The organism is Microbacterium sp. AR7-10, assembly GCF_001878835.1.
GTDB lineage: Bacteria > Actinomycetota > Actinomycetes > Actinomycetales > Microbacteriaceae > Microbacterium > Microbacterium commune.
On the sequence record NZ_MJIR01000080.1, the window covers coordinates 1 to 15,861 of the forward strand.

Annotated in this window: 18 protein-coding genes and 2 tRNA genes; 9 read left to right on the forward strand and 11 right to left on the reverse strand. The window is 70.2% G+C overall.

The window, feature by feature from the left end; all coding sequences use genetic code 11:
* Positions 1 to 61: 61 nt before the first annotated feature.
* From BFN01_RS11055 to BFN01_RS11080, 6 genes are all read right to left on the reverse strand, one after another.
* Entirely contained in the window at positions 62 to 343 is a 282-nt protein-coding gene (locus BFN01_RS11055; protein WP_071644393.1) for a YgaP-like transmembrane domain, read from the reverse strand.
* Positions 340 to 717 (reverse strand): co-chaperone YbbN, encoded by a 378-nt coding sequence (locus BFN01_RS11060; protein ID WP_016465083.1) that lies wholly within the window; start codon positions 715 to 717, stop codon positions 340 to 342. Before BFN01_RS11060 ends, BFN01_RS11055 begins: the two co-directional genes overlap by 4 nt.
* 45 nt (positions 718 to 762) lie before the next feature.
* On the reverse strand, positions 763 to 1,128 hold the full coding sequence (locus BFN01_RS11065) for a rhodanese-like domain-containing protein (RefSeq protein WP_016465084.1): 366 nt from the start codon (positions 1,126 to 1,128) through the stop codon (positions 763 to 765).
* A 25-nt stretch (positions 1,129 to 1,153) separates the two neighbouring features.
* The gene (locus tag BFN01_RS11070) at positions 1,154 to 1,930 is read right to left on the reverse strand and encodes a sulfite exporter TauE/SafE family protein (RefSeq protein ID WP_071644395.1); all 777 of its coding nucleotides are present in this window, start codon (positions 1,928 to 1,930) and stop codon (positions 1,154 to 1,156) included.
* A gap of 22 nt (positions 1,931 to 1,952) precedes the next feature.
* The gene (locus tag BFN01_RS11075; protein ID WP_071644397.1) at positions 1,953 to 3,365 is read right to left on the reverse strand and encodes a rhodanese-like domain-containing protein; all 1,413 of its coding nucleotides are present in this window, start codon (positions 3,363 to 3,365) and stop codon (positions 1,953 to 1,955) included.
* A gap of 175 nt (positions 3,366 to 3,540) precedes the next feature.
* Positions 3,541 to 3,726, reverse strand: coding sequence for a hypothetical protein (locus BFN01_RS11080; RefSeq protein ID WP_016465088.1), 186 nt, complete (start codon positions 3,724 to 3,726; stop codon positions 3,541 to 3,543).
* A 98-nt stretch (positions 3,727 to 3,824) separates the two neighbouring features.
* On the opposite strand from BFN01_RS11080, the gene BFN01_RS11085 reads away from it, so the two are divergent.
* The gene (locus BFN01_RS11085) at positions 3,825 to 4,109 is read left to right on the forward strand and encodes a metal-sensitive transcriptional regulator (RefSeq protein ID WP_016465089.1); all 285 of its coding nucleotides are present in this window, start codon (positions 3,825 to 3,827) and stop codon (positions 4,107 to 4,109) included.
* Positions 4,110 to 4,271: 162 nt separating this feature from the next.
* Here the strand turns inward: BFN01_RS11085 and BFN01_RS11090 are convergent.
* A tRNA-His gene (locus BFN01_RS11090) sits at positions 4,272 to 4,344 on the reverse strand.
* Between the two features lie 36 nt (positions 4,345 to 4,380).
* A complete protein-coding gene (gene orn / locus BFN01_RS11095; protein WP_071644399.1) occupies positions 4,381 to 5,007 on the reverse strand; it encodes an oligoribonuclease in 627 nt (208 codons plus the stop codon).
* A gap of 48 nt (positions 5,008 to 5,055) precedes the next feature.
* Between orn and BFN01_RS11100 the strand changes: the two genes are divergently transcribed.
* A tRNA-Arg gene (locus BFN01_RS11100) sits at positions 5,056 to 5,127 on the forward strand.
* A gap of 5 nt (positions 5,128 to 5,132) precedes the next feature.
* Here BFN01_RS11100 and BFN01_RS11105 read toward each other — a convergent pair.
* Positions 5,133 to 5,396 (reverse strand): hypothetical protein, encoded by a 264-nt coding sequence (locus BFN01_RS11105; RefSeq protein WP_071644401.1) that lies wholly within the window; start codon positions 5,394 to 5,396, stop codon positions 5,133 to 5,135.
* Positions 5,397 to 5,462: 66 nt separating this feature from the next.
* Here BFN01_RS11105 and BFN01_RS11110 point away from each other — a divergent pair, with 66 nt between their 5' ends.
* Complete coding sequence (locus tag BFN01_RS11110; RefSeq protein ID WP_071644403.1) at positions 5,463 to 6,365, forward strand: alpha/beta fold hydrolase; 903 nt, start codon at positions 5,463 to 5,465, stop codon at positions 6,363 to 6,365.
* On the opposite strand, the gene BFN01_RS11115 is transcribed toward BFN01_RS11110, so the two are convergent.
* Positions 6,337 to 6,810, reverse strand: coding sequence for an Lrp/AsnC family transcriptional regulator (locus tag BFN01_RS11115; protein WP_071644405.1), 474 nt, complete (start codon positions 6,808 to 6,810; stop codon positions 6,337 to 6,339). The two genes, BFN01_RS11110 and BFN01_RS11115, sit on opposite strands and share 29 nt — an antisense overlap.
* A 168-nt stretch (positions 6,811 to 6,978) precedes the next feature.
* On the opposite strand from BFN01_RS11115, the gene BFN01_RS11120 reads away from it, so the two are divergent.
* Genes BFN01_RS11120 through BFN01_RS11130 form a run of 3 tightly spaced genes read left to right on the forward strand, consistent with a single transcriptional unit; the run spans position 6,979 to position 10,479 of the window.
* The gene (locus BFN01_RS11120) at positions 6,979 to 8,091 is read left to right on the forward strand and encodes a thiamine pyrophosphate-dependent dehydrogenase E1 component subunit alpha (RefSeq protein WP_071644407.1); all 1,113 of its coding nucleotides are present in this window, start codon (positions 6,979 to 6,981) and stop codon (positions 8,089 to 8,091) included.
* A 1-nt stretch (position 8,092) separates the two neighbouring features.
* Positions 8,093 to 9,118: an alpha-ketoacid dehydrogenase subunit beta gene (locus tag BFN01_RS11125; RefSeq protein ID WP_143187228.1), complete on the forward strand. Its 1,026-nt coding sequence runs from the start codon at positions 8,093 to 8,095 to the stop codon at positions 9,116 to 9,118.
* Positions 9,115 to 10,479, forward strand: a complete 1,365-nt coding sequence (locus BFN01_RS11130) for a dihydrolipoamide acetyltransferase family protein (protein ID WP_071644409.1) — start codon at positions 9,115 to 9,117, stop codon at positions 10,477 to 10,479. The genes BFN01_RS11125 and BFN01_RS11130 overlap by 4 nt, the downstream gene beginning before the upstream one ends.
* Before the next feature lie 51 nt (positions 10,480 to 10,530).
* On the opposite strand, the gene BFN01_RS11135 is transcribed toward BFN01_RS11130, so the two are convergent.
* Positions 10,531 to 11,127 carry a TetR/AcrR family transcriptional regulator gene (locus BFN01_RS11135; RefSeq protein ID WP_071644411.1) on the reverse strand — a complete coding sequence of 199 codons (597 nt, stop codon included), beginning with the start codon at positions 11,125 to 11,127 and terminating at the stop codon, positions 10,531 to 10,533.
* A gap of 92 nt (positions 11,128 to 11,219) precedes the next feature.
* Here BFN01_RS11135 and BFN01_RS11140 point away from each other — a divergent pair, with 92 nt between their 5' ends.
* The 3 genes from BFN01_RS11140 to BFN01_RS11150 are packed head-to-tail and all read left to right on the forward strand — an operon-like array spanning position 11,220 to position 15,852.
* Positions 11,220 to 12,773, forward strand: a complete 1,554-nt coding sequence (locus tag BFN01_RS11140; RefSeq protein WP_071644413.1) for a carboxyl transferase domain-containing protein — start codon at positions 11,220 to 11,222, stop codon at positions 12,771 to 12,773.
* Between the two features lie 5 nt (positions 12,774 to 12,778).
* The gene (locus BFN01_RS11145; RefSeq protein ID WP_071644483.1) at positions 12,779 to 14,668 is read left to right on the forward strand and encodes a biotin carboxylase N-terminal domain-containing protein; all 1,890 of its coding nucleotides are present in this window, start codon (positions 12,779 to 12,781) and stop codon (positions 14,666 to 14,668) included.
* The gene (locus BFN01_RS11150; RefSeq protein ID WP_177243856.1) at positions 14,665 to 15,852 is read left to right on the forward strand and encodes an acyl-CoA dehydrogenase family protein; all 1,188 of its coding nucleotides are present in this window, start codon (positions 14,665 to 14,667) and stop codon (positions 15,850 to 15,852) included. Before BFN01_RS11145 ends, BFN01_RS11150 begins: the two co-directional genes overlap by 4 nt.
* Positions 15,853 to 15,861 lie beyond the last annotated feature (9 nt).

Genomic DNA, 15,861 nt, shown 5'->3' on the forward strand with positions numbered 1-15,861 from the left:
TACTGACCCACGCACCTAGCAATCGGCGAGGCAGCACGAGGGGGCGGCTGAAGCCTGCGCTCTAGCGGGGGCCTCGCTGGTCGAGCGGCTGGCGGGCTTCGGGGATGCCAAGCGTGTTGTGCTCTGCGGCGGTGGCACTGACTCGCGCGAGCAGCGATGCCGGGCACCAGCCGCGGACTGCGCCGGTGAGGAGGAGCGCAGCGCCGAGCGTGGCGGCGATGGCGAGCGGCGCGTCGTGCAGGTTGCTGAGCGCGAACGCGCCGGTCAGCGCGCCGACAGCGGCCCGCACGACGCGTTCGATGCTTCCCGGAGCGCAGACCGGGGCGCGGCGGCGGGAAGTCACGGCGCCTCGGCGGCTGCGCGCTGCTCGGCGACCTGGCGGCGCACGTCGTCCATGTCGAGCGCGCGGACGCCGGCGATGAGGCTGTCGAGCTGGGCCTGGCCCAGCGCGCCGGGCTGCGAGAAGACGAGGATCCCGTCGCGGAAGGCCATGAGCGTCGGGATGGACGTGATGCGGAACGCCGCGGCCAGCTGCTGCTGGTCCTCGGTGTCGACCTTACCGAACACGATGTCGGTGTTCGACGCGGCAGCTCGGTCGAAGACGGGCGCGAAGCTGCGGCAGGGGCCGCACCATGCCGCCCAGAAGTCGAGGAGCACCATGCCGTCGCCGGCGATGGTCGAGTCGATCGTTTCGATGGTGATGTCACGCGTGGTCATGTTCGGGGTTGCTCCCTGGATCGGTGATGGTCGGATGGGCCGGCGTCAGCGCCCGATTGCGAGGCCGGTCGCCGCTGACGCGCTCTTGAGCGCGCCGAGGTCGGTGACGTCCGCGAAGCCGGCCTCGCGCATGAGCGCGACCGCCTGTGCTGACCGGCTGCCGGACCTGCAGTGGACGAAGTAGGGCGCATCAGGGTCGAGCGAGGGCAGTGCCGCGGCGAGGTCGCCGTTCGACACGTCGAGGAGGACCGCGCCGTCGAGGTGACCGGATGCCAACTCGGGCGCGGTGCGCACGTCGATGACGACGGCGTCCGCTGGAGCTGCGACGCTGCCAGGGGGCGTCGATGCGCAGCCTGTCGTGACGGCGGCGAGCGCGAGGCCGGCGAGGCCGGCGAGCTGGGTTCTGGTCATGGTGTTCTCCGGTGAGCGGTGTCGTTCAGGTGAGCGGGAGGTGGAGCGCGAGCTGCTGCACGAGCAGCGCGACGGCCACGCTGAGCACGAGCACCGCGAATCCGGTGCGCAGTGCCCGTTCGGGGATGCGGCCGGTGAGCGCCGAGCCGAGGAAGGAGCCCGCCACGGCGATTGCGGTGAACGGCAGCACCAGCGCCCAGGGGATGTCGGGGAGTGCTGGTTGGGCCGCGAGCCCGGCGAGCGATTGCATTGCGATGACGAGCAAGGATGTGCCGATCGCGGCCGACGCGGGCAGGCCGGCGAGCAGGATCAGCGCGGGGACGATGAGGAAGCCGCCCCCCCCCGCGCCGACCAGCCCGGCGAGTGAGCCGACAACCGTTCCGAGCACGAGGACGAGGGCGATGCGCGGCCGAGCGGGCTCCGCCCGGTCGTGACGCGGGCGCCGGCGAAGCATCGCCACCGCGGCGGCGATCATCGTGCCGGCGAGCAGCACCATGAGCACGCCTGGGGGCAGCGTGCGGCCGAGCAGCCCGCCGACGAGCGCGCCGACGACACCGGCCGCTCCGAAGACTACCCCGACACGCCAGCGCACGCGGCCCGCGCGAGCGTGCTGCAGCAGTCCGAGGGCGCTCGTCGTGCCGACGATGAGCAGTGACGACGCGATGGCGGCTCGCGGCTCCACGCCGCCGACGGCGGTCAGGATGGGCACGGCGAGGATCGAGCCGCCGCCGCCCAGCAGGCCGAGGCTGATGCCGACCAGCAGGGCGAGCGCAAGAACGGCGATGGTGGCGGTCGGCGTCATCGGGCGCCTCGATCCTCGGCGGTCAGCTGGTCGCCGGCTCGCGCCCGGTTGTCTGGAGCCACCCGAGGTAGGAGCCGTCGAGCTCGACGACGTCGACGCCGGCCCGGCGCAGTGCGCTGGCGACGACGCTGTTGCGCACGCCGCTCTGGCAGTACGTCACGACGGTGCCGTCCGCGGGCAACTCGTCGAGGTGCCACAGCGCGCGGCCGCCGCTGAGGTGCGCGGAGCCGGGGATGTGCCCGTCGGCGTGCTCGGAGCTGCCGCGCACGTCGACCAGGTTCGCGTCGGCGAGGCCGTCGAGCTCCTCCGGCTGCAGCAGTCGGGGCTGCACCAGCTCGAGCCCGTCGAGGGAGCGGATGAAACCGTCGACGGCGTCGATGCCGACCCGCACGAGGTGGTCGCGCATCCGCTCCGCCTCCTCGCGGTCGTCCGCGAGGAGAACGAGCGGCCGGTGCTCCGCCTCCGGATCGTAGACCCACGCCCCGTAGGTCGCGGCCTTCGCTGCGCCCGGGATGTTGAGGGAACCGACCACGGTGCCGTCGTGCACCTGCCGGCGGTCCCGAGTGTCCACCAGGATCGCGAGGTCGCGCTCCAGGAGGTGCTGCACCTCCGCAGTGGACCGCTCGGGGAGCGGTGCGCGGGGGTGGAGCACCGCGGGGCCGGTGCGGTTCTGGGACTTCATTCGGGCGAAGTACGCGTGGGCGTCGGGCTGGCCGGAGAGTAGCTCGTCGACGAAGCCTTGCTCGTCGTCGGCGGCGAGGTAGGGAGCCCACCACGAGAAGGCGCGCTCGTAGCCGACGGTCGTCGCCGCGATCGCGCCGAGCGACTTGCCGCACGCGCTGCCGGCACCGTGCGCTGGCAGCACCTGGACGTAGTCGGGCAGTGTCAGGAAGCGGTCGCGCAGGCTCGCGAAGAGTTGGTGAGCGCCCTCGAAGCGGGTGTCGACGCCGCCGGCCGCCTCGTCGAGCAGGTCCGGTCGGCCGACGTCGCCGACGAACACGAAGTCGCCGGTGAGCATGAAGCCCGGCTCCTGGGCCTGCGCGCCGTCGGTCACGAGGAACGACAGGTGTTCGGGCGTGTGGCCGGGGGTGTGCACCGCTCGCAGCGTCACGTTGCCGACGACGATCTCGTCGCCGTCGTGCATCCGGTCGGCGTCGTCGAAGCCGGTGCCGTAGGTCCAGTCGGGTCCGCCCTCGTCGGAGACGTGCATGCGGGCACCGGTGCGCGCCGCGAACTCGCGGGTGCCTGAGAGGTAGTCGGCGTGGATATGGGTCTCGGTGACGTGCGCGATGCGCAGGCCGTGCTTGTCGGCCAGTCGCATGTACTCGTCGACGTCGCGGCGGGGGTCGATCACGATCGCCTCGCCGGTCGCCTGGCAACCGATGACGTAACTCGCCTGTGCGAGGTCCTCGTCGTAGATGCGCTCCAGCAGCATGATGCTCTCCTTGTTCGTCGTCGTCGTCGTTGTAGTCGTCAGCAGTGGCAGCGGTCGGCCGCCGGGACGCCCCCGAGGGCCTCCTCGACGTGCTGGCCGCATCCGGCCCAGCTCGGCTTGCCGCAGCGGTCGCAGGTGATGCGTGCGCACATGGTGATGTCCTCTCGTCAGTGGATCAGCGGCCGAACAGGCGCGCGAGGAAGCCGGGTCGCGAGGCCTTCGCCTCATCGATGTCGCGCTGCGTGTGCCGGCCGGGGCACCAGTCGGATGCCGGGACCGTGCGGCGCACGTCGTTCACGTGCTGGCCGCAGCCAGCCCAGGTCGTCTTCCCGCAGATGTTGCACTTCGCGGCTCTGCACATCTCGCCCTCCTGGCGGTGTCGATGAAGGTTGAATACCCCGGGGGGTATCCAAACTATACCCTGGGGAGTATGGTGGATGTCAACCCAGGAGGAATCCGATGAGCATCAGCCCAGACATCGTCGCGGCGCACGACCCGGAGGCGAAGCGCAAGATCGTGAATCGGCTGCGGCGCGCGCACGGCCAGCTGGCAGCCGTCATCGCTGCGGTCGAGGACGAGGCCCACTGCCGCGACGTCGTGCAGCAGCTCTCCGCAGTGTCGAAGGCCGTCGACCGGGCTGGCTTCCTGGTGGTCGCCGGTGCCCTGAAGGAGTGCCTAGCCGAGGAGCCGGGCGACGGCGAGCGCATCGACGAGCTGGAGAAGCTCTTCCTCTCGCTCGCTTAGAGATTCCGGCGGGCGTCTCCGTGCCTCGGTAAGCACGCCGAGCAAGTGTGGCCCTCGCCATGCTTTTCCCTGGTGGGCCGCCGAGGCAAAGAAATAGGGCCAGGTGCGAACTTCCTCCAAGGGTGGTCCCTTGGTCGAAAGTTCACACCTGACCCGTCTGTGGGTGAGTAACGGGGCTTGAACCCGCGACCCCCGCGACCACAACGCGGTGCTCTACCAGCTGAGCTATACCCACCATGCGCCTGCCGGAGCTGGCGACTCGACAAGTCTATTACATGTTCGGAGTGAACTCTGACACCGTGTGGGCGGCGATGTCGCGCGCCTGATCGGAGGAGGGCCCGGGGGCGTCGATGAACACCGCGGAGCGGTAGTAGCGCAGCTCGCGGATCGACTCGAGGATGTCGGCGAGAGCCCGGTGACCGCCGTGCTTCTCGGGCGCCTGGAAGAAGACGCGGGGGTACCAGCGGCGGGCGAGCTCTTTGATGCTCGAGACGTCGACGTTGCGGTAGTGCAGGTACTGGTCGATGTTCGGCATGTACCTGGCGAGGAACATCCGGTCGGTGCCGATCGTGTTGCCGGCAAGCGGCGCCCTGCGCTCGAGCGGGACGAAGCGCTTGATGTAGGCGAGTGTCTGCTCTTCGGCCTCCGCGAGGCTCACACCGTTCGGGATCTCGTCGATCAGGCCCGAGGTGCGATGCATGTCGGTCACGAAGGCGTTCATGTTCGCGAGTGCGGCATCACTCGGTCTGATGACGATCTGGAAGCCGGGGTCGATCAGATTCAGCTCGAAGTCGGTGATCACGACGGCGATCTCGACGAGTTCGTCGACCGAGAGGTCGAGGCCCGTCATCTCGCAGTCGATCCAGACGAGCCGGTCGTTCTCAGTCGCAGAAACCATGGTTCGATCCTAGCGACGGGGCCCGACACGGTAATCTGGAGACCGCACGCCTCCTTAGCTCAGAGGAAGAGCATCGGCTTTCTAATCCGTTGGTCGCAGGTTCGAATCCTGCAGGGGGCACCTCGTCAGTTCCGCAGTGCCGCGACCGCGTCGTCCGCATCCCAGAACTCGCCGACCAGGCGGAACGCTCCGGATGCCAGGTGCAGGCGCTCCGCGCGGTAGCGGATACCCAGGGGATCGGCGATCACGCGGAGATGACCGCGAATGGCGCCGCGCGCGTCGACCACCCGCCACAGGTGGTCGCCTGCCCGGTCGAGGTGCTCGGAACGGCTGCGAAGGGATGGTGTCTCCCACAGGAGAGCGGGGTGCGTCTCGGTCAGCGAAGTCATGCTGTCTCCTTCCTCGATTCGAACATAAGGACGGCCACCGACATTCCGTCCCGTAGACTCGGCGGCATGCCCGCGACCTCCCCGTACGCCGCTCGCCTCGCCGAGATCCCGGTCGAACGCCGTGAGGTGGAGGTGCTGGGATCGACCACGGCGTACTGGGTGTACGGCGAGGCCGCGGAGGATGCGCCGACGATCGTCGCCGTGCACGGTTTCCGTGGCGAGCACCACGGGCTCGAGCCGGTCGTGGCGTACCTGCCCGACATCCGGATCATCTCTCCCGACCTGCCCGGCTTCGGCGAGACACCGCCGATCCCGGATCGCGAGCACGACCTCGGGCTCTACGCCGGGTGGCTGTGCGAGTTCGCCCGCGCCGTGGCCCCGGGGGCTGTCATCCTCGGGCACTCGTTCGGGTCGATCGTCGCGGCCGCGGCCGTCGCGAGCGGCCTTGAGACGCCGCGACTCATCCTGATCAACCCGATCGGGGCGCCCGCGCTGGAGGGCCCGAAGGGGGTACTCACCCGGATCGCGGTGCTGTACTACGTGCTCGGCGCTCGTCTGCCCGAGCGGTGGGGCACGGCCCTGCTGCGTCATCCGCTCACGGTGCGCGTGATGAGCATGGCGATGGCCAAGACCCGCGACCCGGCGCTGCGCCGGTTCATCCACGATCAGCACGACACCTACTTCTCGCGCTTCGCCGATCGGGATGTGCTGCACGACGCCTTCGTGACCAGCGCGTCGCATGACGTGCGGGCCTTCGCGGGCGTGATCGACGTGCCGACTCTGCTGATCGCGGCTCAGCGCGACGACATCACGCCCATCGAGGCCGAGCGTCGCCTCGCGATGATGTTCCCTCGTGCGGAGCTCGTGGAGATCGCCGAGGTCGGCCACCTCATCCACTACGAGGCCCCGGCCGAAGCGGCCGGGGCGATCCGCCGTTTTCTCAGACTTCCCGTCGTGCGAGGCCGATGAGCCCGGCCACCCGGAAGGGGATGACCTCGCCCATGGCCAGCGAGGTCTCGGTGCGCTCGACGCCGTCGATCGACAGGATCCTGGCGTCGGTGTCGAACAGGTGACGGGCGTCGCGGCACGCGACGCGGGCGAGCAGATCGATCGACCCGCTCAGGCCATGCGCCTGCACGATCTCGGGAACGCGTGCCAGCTCGGCGATGATCCGCGGCAGCTCCGTCTGCCGCACGCCGATGCTGATGAACGCCTGCAGGGGGAATCCCAGCACCTCGGTGGAGAACGAGCGCTCATACGACTCGAACACACCGGTCTGCTCGAGCCGGGCCATCCGGGCCTGGATCGTGTTGCGAGACAGTCGGAGGCGGTCGGCCAGCTTCACCACGGTGGTGCGAGGGTCTTCCGCGAGGGCGGTGAGCAGTTCGAGGTCTGTGCGATCCAGGACGGGCATAGTGCCACACGATAGCAGGGCGGATCGCCCCCGGATTGGGCAACCTGCTCAGGGATCGTGAACATGCTTGAGCGGGGTGCCAGGCCGACGTAGCATTCGAGGAAGCCCGACACAGCAGTCGGGAAGCCGTGCACGCCCCACGAAGGCCGCCACGTCAGGAGGACGCCGATGTCACCGAACACCAGCCCGATCGTCGACGCACAGAACGATCTCGAACTCACCGAGCGCATCATCGCTCCGGACGGCATCCGCGTGCCGAACCCCCAGCTCGACCGCTGGATCGACGACATCGACTACGTGGCGATGCGCGAGCTGCACCGCGACATGGTGGTGCTGCGGCGCATCGACTCCGAGGGCGTGGCGCTGCAGCGTCAGGGTCAGCTCGGGCTGTGGGCGCCGTGCAACGGACAGGAGGCGGCGCAGATCGGCACCGGCCGTGCGCTCGCGCCCAACGACTTCGTGTTCCCCAGCTACCGCGAGACCGGCGTGATGTACACCCGCGGCGCCGAGCCGGGCGACTACGTGCGGATGTGGCGCGGCGAGGAGGGCGCGGCTTACGACCCCGCACGGCTCGGCATCGCGCCGCTGCAGATCATCATCGGCGCCCAGACCCTGCACGCGGTGGGTTACGGCATGGGGATCCTGCATGACGGCGCCGACGAGGTCGCCGTCACCTACTTCGGCGACGGCGCCACCAGCCAGGGTGACGTCAACGAGGCGATGATCTTCGCATCGTCGTACCGTGCTCCGGTGGTATTCGTCTGCCAGAACAACCACTGGGCGATCTCCGAACCGGTCGGACTGCAGTCGCAGTATCCACTGGCGGGCCGGGCGCCCGGATTCGGCATCCCCAGCCTGCGCGTCGACGGCAACGACGTGCTCGCCTGCATGGCGGCGATGCGCTGGGCGCTCGATCACGCGCGCTCCGGCAAGGGCCCCGCGTATCTGGAGGCGGTGACCTACCGCATGGGCCCGCACACGACGGCAGACGATCCGAAGCGCTACCGCGACGACACCGAGCTCGCCCTGTGGCGCGATCGTGACCCGATCGCGCGTGTGGAGGCGCATCTGCGCGCGGTCGGGGAGCTGACGGACGAGCACCTCGAGTCCGTGCAGCAGACCGCCGACGACGTCGCGCGGGAGATGCGTGCCGCATGCATCGGGATGCAGACCCGCCCCGCTCTCGCCGTGTTCGATCGCGTGTACGCCGAGCCGCACTCCGGTCTCGAGCGTCAGCGCGACGAGTACGCCGCGTACCTGGCATCGTTCGAGGAGGCCTGAGATGACCCGGATGACGATGGGCAAGGCGCTGAACGCGGGCCTGCGGCAGGCGATGCTCGACGACGAGAAGGTCGTGCTGATGGGCGAGGACATCGGCACGCTGGGCGGTGTGTTCCGCATCACCGACGGGCTGAAGGACGAGTTCGGCGCGAAGCGGGTCATCGACACGCCGCTCGCGGAGTCGGGCATCGTCGGAACCGCGGTCGGGCTCGCGTTCCGCGGCTACCGTCCGGTGGTCGAGATCCAGTTCGACGGATTCATCTACCCCGCGTTCGACCAGATCGTCTCGCAGGTCGCGAAGCTGCACTACCGCACCCAGGGCCGGGTGAAGATGCCGATCACGATCCGCGTGCCCTGGGCGGGCGGCATCGGCGCGGCCGAGCACCATTCGGAGTCTCCCGAGGCGTACTTCGTGCACACCGCAGGACTGCGGGTGATCGCGGTCTCCGACCCGCAGGACGCGTACCGCTGCCTGCGGCAGGCGATCGCCTGCGACGATCCGGTGCTGTTCTTCGAACCGAAGCGGCTGTACCACCACAAGGGGGAGGTCGACCTCACGGCACCGCTCGCCGACGCTCCTCCGATGGGTCTGGCTCGCGTCGTGCGTCACGGAACAGATGCCACGATCATCACCTACGGCGCGATGGTGGGCACCGCCCTCGACGCGGCCGCCGCAGCGGAGGACGAGGGCGTGTCGCTCGAGGTCATCGACCTGCGCTCGCTCTCGCCCGTCGACTACGAGACGGTCTGCGCTTCCGTGCGGCGCACGGGTCGCGTGGTGGTGGCGCACGAGGCATCCCGTGAGGCGGGTGTGGCCGCGGAGGTCATCGCGAGCATCACGGAGTACTGCTTCGAGTACCTCGAGGCGGCACCCGTGCGCGTCACGGGGCACGACATCCCCTATCCGCCCGCGAAGCTCGAGCAGTTCCACCTGCCCGACCTGGACCGCATCCTCGACGCCGTCGACCGCGTGCTCGATCGTCCGCACAGCCTGAGCGCAGCCGACGCGAAGGGAGACGAGCGATGAACGCCGAATTCCGCCTGCCCGACCTGGGCGAAGGACTGACCGAGGCAGAGGTGGTGCAGTGGCTCGTGCAGCCGGGTGACGCCGTCGCGCTGAATCAGACACTCGCCGAGGTCGAGACCGCCAAGGCCGTCGTCGAGCTGCCCTCGCCGTACGAGGGCACCGTCGCCACGTTGCACGCCGCCGCGGGCGACACCGTCGCGGTCGGCGCCCCGCTGATCGCCTTCGACGTCGCCGGCGAAGAGCCCCGGACGCCCGCGGCGCCCGCCGAAGCCGCTGCTCAGGAGAAGGCGCAGCCCAACCTGGTGGGATACGGCGCAGCTCCGGCATCCGGGCAGCGTCCGGCCAGACGGGCTCGCAGAGGCGGAGCGACTCCCGCGGCCGCGGCCGACGCCGACGTGCTCGTGGCCGCCCCGCACGATGTGCTTCCGCCGAGCGTCGCCGAGCCGGTGGTGGGGGAGCGGCCCCGTTCGACTCCTCCCGTGCGCGCCCACGCGAAGCGTCTCGGCGTCGATCTCGCGCTCGTCGCCGCCGAGATCGGCGACCGGGTCATCACCCGTGCGGACGTGGATGCCTATGCCGAGCGGACCGGTGCGACCGGTGCGATCACCGTCGAGACGGGGCCCGTCTTCTCGCCTGCACCGCCCGCTGCGGCGCCGGGGGAGCGGGCCCAGACCCGGATCCCGATCAAGGGTGTGCGCAAGCACACCGCTCAGGCGATGGTGCACAGCGCGTTCACGGCTCCGCACGTCACCACCTTCCACACCGTCGACGTCACGGCGACGATGGAGCTGATCGACCAGCTGAAGGGCGACAGGTCGCTCGCCGAGCACCGCATCGGGCCGCTCGTGGTGATCGCGAAGGCGGTGGCTCTCGCCCTCGGGCGCAACCCGTCGCTGAACGCGACGTGGGATGAGGCCGCCGGTGAGATCGTGCACAATCACTTCGTCGACCTCGGCATCGCCGCAGCGACCGAGCGAGGCCTGATCGTGCCCATCATCCGCGACGCCGAGCGGCTCTCGCTCACCGGGATGGCCGACGCCCTCGCCCAGCTCACGCAGACGGCACGAGCCGGCCGGACCAGCCCGGCCGAACTCGCCGGCGGCACCTTCTCGATCACCAACATCGGCGTCTTCGGCATCGATGCGGGCACGCCGATCCTCCCGCCAGGCCAGTCCGGGATCCTCGCCGTGGGGGCGGTGCGCCGTCAGCCGTGGGAGCACCGTGGCGAGATCGCCCTGCGTCAGATGATGACGCTGAGCCTGTCGTTCGACCACCGACTCGTCGACGGGGCCGAGGGTGCGCGCTTTCTCAAGGACGTCGCCGATATCCTCGAGCAGCCGGGCAGGGCTCTGCTGTACTGACGCATCGAGCGGGGCCTGCTCCGTCGGCGCGAGACGGCCACGCGCGCGCGGTCAGTCCGCGCCGGCGGTGAGGGCGGCCAACGCCATCGAGGCGAGCACGCGCGCGGTGTCGGCGTGCTCGCGCAGGGCGGCCGAGGTGCTGTGCGGGGTGGAGTTCAGCAGCCCGAAGCACGCCTGCACACGCAGACGCAGCTGGTCCCGCTCGCCCGCGACGAGAGAGCCGAGCGCATCGATCCACAGCCCGATGTACGCCCGCTGCAGCCGCCGCACGTCCGACTGCGACTCCTCGGACAGGTGCGAGAGGTCGCGGTCCTGCACGCGGATGACGGCGGCGTTGCGCAGCGCGAAGTCGACGTGGAAGTCCACGAGCATCGCCATGCGCGTGCGTTCGTCGGTCGCGTCCCGCACGACAGCCGTGCCACCGGCGGCGAGGTCTTCGCTCACGCCGATGAGCAGGGCGCCCAGGAGCGCCTGCTTGCCCGCGAAGTGACGGTACACGGCAGGGCCCGAGACGCCCACGGCGGCGCCGATGTCTTCCAGACTGACGCACGAGTACCCCCGTGCGCCGAACAGCTCGGCGGCCGCGACGAGGATCGCATCGGTGCGCTCGGCTTTGGCGCGGTTGCGCGGCGTGACGGCCGTTGTCATTTCGGTTAATCCTCGCTAACCTGAATTGCCGGGGTTAGTGAACACTAACCTGTCTGGCGCATTTTTTCCGCAACGGTCAAGGAGGACCCGCGATGCCGGTCACCCAGCAGGCTCTCGCCGAAGAGCTGCGCAAGCGCCTCGCCGCCGCGGCACTCGGCGGTCCGCAGCGCTCCCGCGAACGGCATGTCGCTCGAGGCAAGATGCTGCCGCGTGATCGCGTCGATCGGCTGCTCGACGAGGGCAGCCCCTTCATCGAGGTCGCCCCTCTGGCTGCGCACGGACTGTACGGTGACGAGGCGCCGGGGGCCGGGGTGATCGCCGGCATCGGGCTCGTGCACGGGCGGCACGTGATGGTGGTCTGCAACGACGCGACCGTCAAGGGCGGCACCTACTTCCCGATGACGGTGAAGAAGCACCTGCGTGCTCAGGAGATCGCACTCGAGAATCGCCTGCCGTGCCTCTACCTGGTCGACTCGGGCGGAGCCTTCCTTCCAAGACAGGACGAGGTGTTCCCCGACCGCGACCATTTCGGACGCATCTTCTTCAACCAGGCGCGCATGTCCGCCGCCGGCATCCCGCAGCTTGCGGCGGTGCTGGGCTCGTGCACCGCGGGCGGCGCGTACGTGCCCGCCATGAGCGACCAGACCGTGATCGTGCGGGGCCAGGGCACCATCTTCCTCGGCGGTCCGCCGCTGGTGAAGGCCGCGATCGGCGAGATCGTCACGGCGGAGGAGCTGGGCGGGGGAGAGCTGCACGCCCGTCGATCCGGGGTCGTCGACCACCTGGCCGACGACGACGAGCACGCCATCGAGATCCTCCGTGACATCGTCGCGACCCTGCCTCAGCCTGCGCAGCCGGCCTGGCAGGTCGAGCCGAGCATCGCTCCGGCGGAGACCGGAAGCCTCTACGACGTCGTGCCCGTCGACGTCAACGCCGCCTACGACGTGCACGAGGTCATCGACCGGCTCGTCGACGCCGACAGCGTCAGCGAGTTCAAGCCCGAGTACGGCACGACCCTGGTCACCGCGTTCGCCCGGCTGCACGGCCACCCCGTCGGCATCATCGCGAACAACGGTGTGCTGTTCAGCGAATCCGCGCAGAAGGGCGCGCACTTCATCGAGCTCTGCGATCAGCGCGGCATCCCCCTGCTGTTCCTGCAGAACATCACGGGGTTCATGGTCGGCACGGACGCGGAGGCAGGGGGAATAGCGAAGGACGGGGCGAAGATGGTGACCGCGGTCGCCACCACCCGCGTGCCGAAGCTGACCGTCATCATCGGCGGCTCATTCGGCGCCGGCAACTACTCGATGTGCGGCCGGGCGTACGCGCCGCGGTTCCTGTGGAGCTGGCCGTCCAGCCGCATCTCGGTGATGGGCGGTGCGCAGGCGGCTTCCGTCCTCGCCACGGTGAAGGAGGATCAGCTCGCCGCGGCCGGGACACCGTGGACCCCCGAGCAGCGGGCCGACTTCGAGATGCCCGTCCGCAGCCAGTACGAGGCCCAGGGCGAGCCCTACTACGCCACAGCCCGGCTGTGGGACGACGGGATCGTCGATCCCGACCAGACCCGCGACCTGCTCGGACTCGCGCTCGACGTCGTCTCCCGCACGCCCCTGCCCGCCCCGCGCTTCGGCCTCTTCCGGATGTGATCGCCATGACCATCGACACCGTCCTCGTCGCCAACCGTGGCGAGATCGCCCGCCGCATCATCCGCACTCTGCGCGAGCTCGGAATGCGCAGCGTCGCCGTGTACAGCGACGCCGACGCGCACGCACCGCACGTGCAGGAGGCCGACCAGGCCGTGCACATCGGCGGCGCCGCCGCGTCGGACTCGTACCTGAACGTCGCCGCCATCATGGCCGCCGCGGCGGCATCCGGGGCCCAGGCCATCCACCCCGGGTACGGCTTCCTCTCCGAGAGCGTTCAGCTGGCCCGCGCATGCGCCGCCGCCGGTGTGATCTTCGTCGGCCCCGGCGAGCGCGCGCTCGAGATCATGGGCGACAAGGCGACCGCGCGCGACCACGTCGCGCTCCACGGCGTGCCCGTGGTTCCGGGGTTCACCGCCGCGGGCATGGATGACGACGAGATCCGGGCTCGCGCCGACGAGGTCGGCTATCCGCTGCTCGTGAAGCCCAGTGCGGGCGGCGGCGGCAAGGGGATGGAGATCGTCCGCTCGGGCGACGAGCTCGCCGGAGCGCTCGCGACCGCGCGCCGCGTGGCGACCGCGGCTTTCGGCGACGACGCGATGGTGCTCGAGCGCCTCGTGCAGCGACCACGGCATATCGAGGTGCAGGTCTTCGGCGACACGCACGGCACGGTCATCGCCCTGGGCGAGCGCGAATGCACGCTGCAGCGGCGTCATCAGAAGGTCATCGAGGAGGCGCCGGCCGCCACCCTCCCCGACGCCGTGCGCCGTCGCCTGCTCGACGCTGCGGTGGCCGCGGCGACGAGCGTCGAGTACGTCGGCGCGGGCACGGTGGAGTTCCTCGTCGAGGCGGATGCCGTGGACGACGTGTTCTTCATCGAGATGAACACCCGTCTCCAGGTCGAGCATCCCGTCACCGAGGAGGTGACCGGCCTCGACCTGGTCGCCCTGCAGCTGCACATCGCCGCCGGAGGCGCGATCGAGGCGCCCCCGGCCGTGCGCGGTCACGCCGTCGAGGCGAGGGTGTACGCGGAATCGCCCGAGAGAGGGTTCCTGCCGTCCACCGGACGCGTCCTGCTGTTCGATCCTCCGCGCGATGTGCGCGTGGATGCCGCGATCGAGACCGGTTCGGAGATCAGCGGCTTCTACGATCCGATGATCGCGAAGGTCATCGCGTACGGTGCTGACCGGTTGACGGCGCTGCGTCGTCTGGACGCCGCGCTGGCCCGCACGGTCGTCCTGGGCGTCGAGACGAACATCGCATTCCTGCGCGCTCTGATCCGCGACGACCGGGTGCGTCGCGGCGACCTCGACACGGGTCTGATCGAGACGATGCTGCCGTTCGCCGCTCCGCAGCCGACACCCGCGATGCTCGCGGCTGCCGCGCAGGCCGCCCCGCTCGGCCGTCGCCCCTCCGCCGCCGACATCTGGCACGAGCTGCCGGGCTGGCGCATCGGAGGCTCGGCGGCGCCGCCGCCGATCGCGTTCGTCACCGATGACGACACCATCGTCGAGGCGCCGACAGCGTACGCGCACGGCATCCCGACGGCCGTCGACGATGACGGCGCCGTCTGGGTCTTCGCCGACGGCATGACGACGCGCCTGCGTCCGCTCTCGCGTCGTGAGCGCATGCGACGCCGTCTCGCCGAGCGCGAACGCGCATCAGCGCCCAGCCGGCCCGAGGGCCGGGCGCCGATGCCCGGCAGCATCGTGGCGGTCCACGTCGCGGACGGCGACATGGTGCGAGCGGGAGACCCGCTCGTCTCCATCGAGGCGATGAAGATGGAGCATCCGGTGCTCGCGCCCCACGACGGCACGGTGCACCTGCTGGTCGCCCTCGGCGATCAGGTGCGACGGGACCAGCCCGTGGCACGAGTCAGCGAACAGGAGACAGCATGAGCGCCCAGACCGAACTGACCGGTGTCGACCTTACCGAGGAGCAGCGCGAGCTCGCCGCGATGGTGCGCGAATTCGCGGAGGGGGTCGTCGCGCCGCAGGCGTACGAGGCCGATCGCACGCACACCCTGAACCTCGACGTCGTACGGCAGATGGGGGAGATGGGACTCTTCGGTCTGCCGTTCTCGGAGGAGTACGGCGGTCAGGGCGGCGACTACCTGGCGCTCGGCCTCGCGATCGAGGGCATCGCCCGTGTCGACCAGTCGCTGGCGATCACCCTCGAGGCCGGCGTCAGCCTGGGCGCCATGCCCGTCTACCGCTTCGGCACCGATGCGCAGAAGCAGGAGCATCTGCCCGCGCTGCTGGCGGGCGAGGCGCTGGCGGGCTTCGGTCTCACCGAGCCGGAGGCGGGCAGCGATGCGGGTGCCACCCGCACGACGGCGCGTCTCGACGGCGGCGAGTGGGTGCTCAACGGCAGCAAGCAGTTCATCACCAACTCCGGCACCGACATCACCCGTTTCGTCACGATGACCGCCGTCACCGGCACCACGCCACGCGCCGACGGCGGCGAGCGCAAGGAGATCTCGACGATCATCGTCCCGAACGGCACCCCGGGGTTCACCGTCGAACCGGCGTACGACAAGGTCGGCTGGAACGCATCCGACACGCATCCGCTCACCCTGGACGACGTGCGCGTGCCCGCGGAGAATCTGCTCGGCGAGCGCGGCCAGGGGTTCCGCAACTTCCTCAGCATCCTCGACGAGGGACGCATCGCGATCGCGGCTCTCGCGACGGGTGCGGCCGAGGGATGCCTGGAGGCCGCCGTCGACTACGCCAGCAAGCGCACGGTGTTCGGCGCGGCCCTCAGCACGAGGCAGAACGCCCAGTTCACGCTGGCTCGCATGCGCGCCCGCGTGCACACCGCACGACTCGCCTGGCATCACGCCGCACGCCTGCGCGACGCGGGCCGTCCGTTCGCCGAGGAGGCGGCGATCGCCAAACTTGTCTCGGGCGAGGCCGCGATGGACAACGCGCGCGACGCGACGCAGATCTTCGGCGGCAACGGCTTCATGAACGAGTACTCCGTCGCCCGGCACTACCGCGACTCGAAGATCCTCGAGATCGGCGAGGGCACCACCGAGGTGCAGCTGCTCGTCATCGCCCGCTCGCTCGGCCTGGTCGGATAGCGTGCGAGC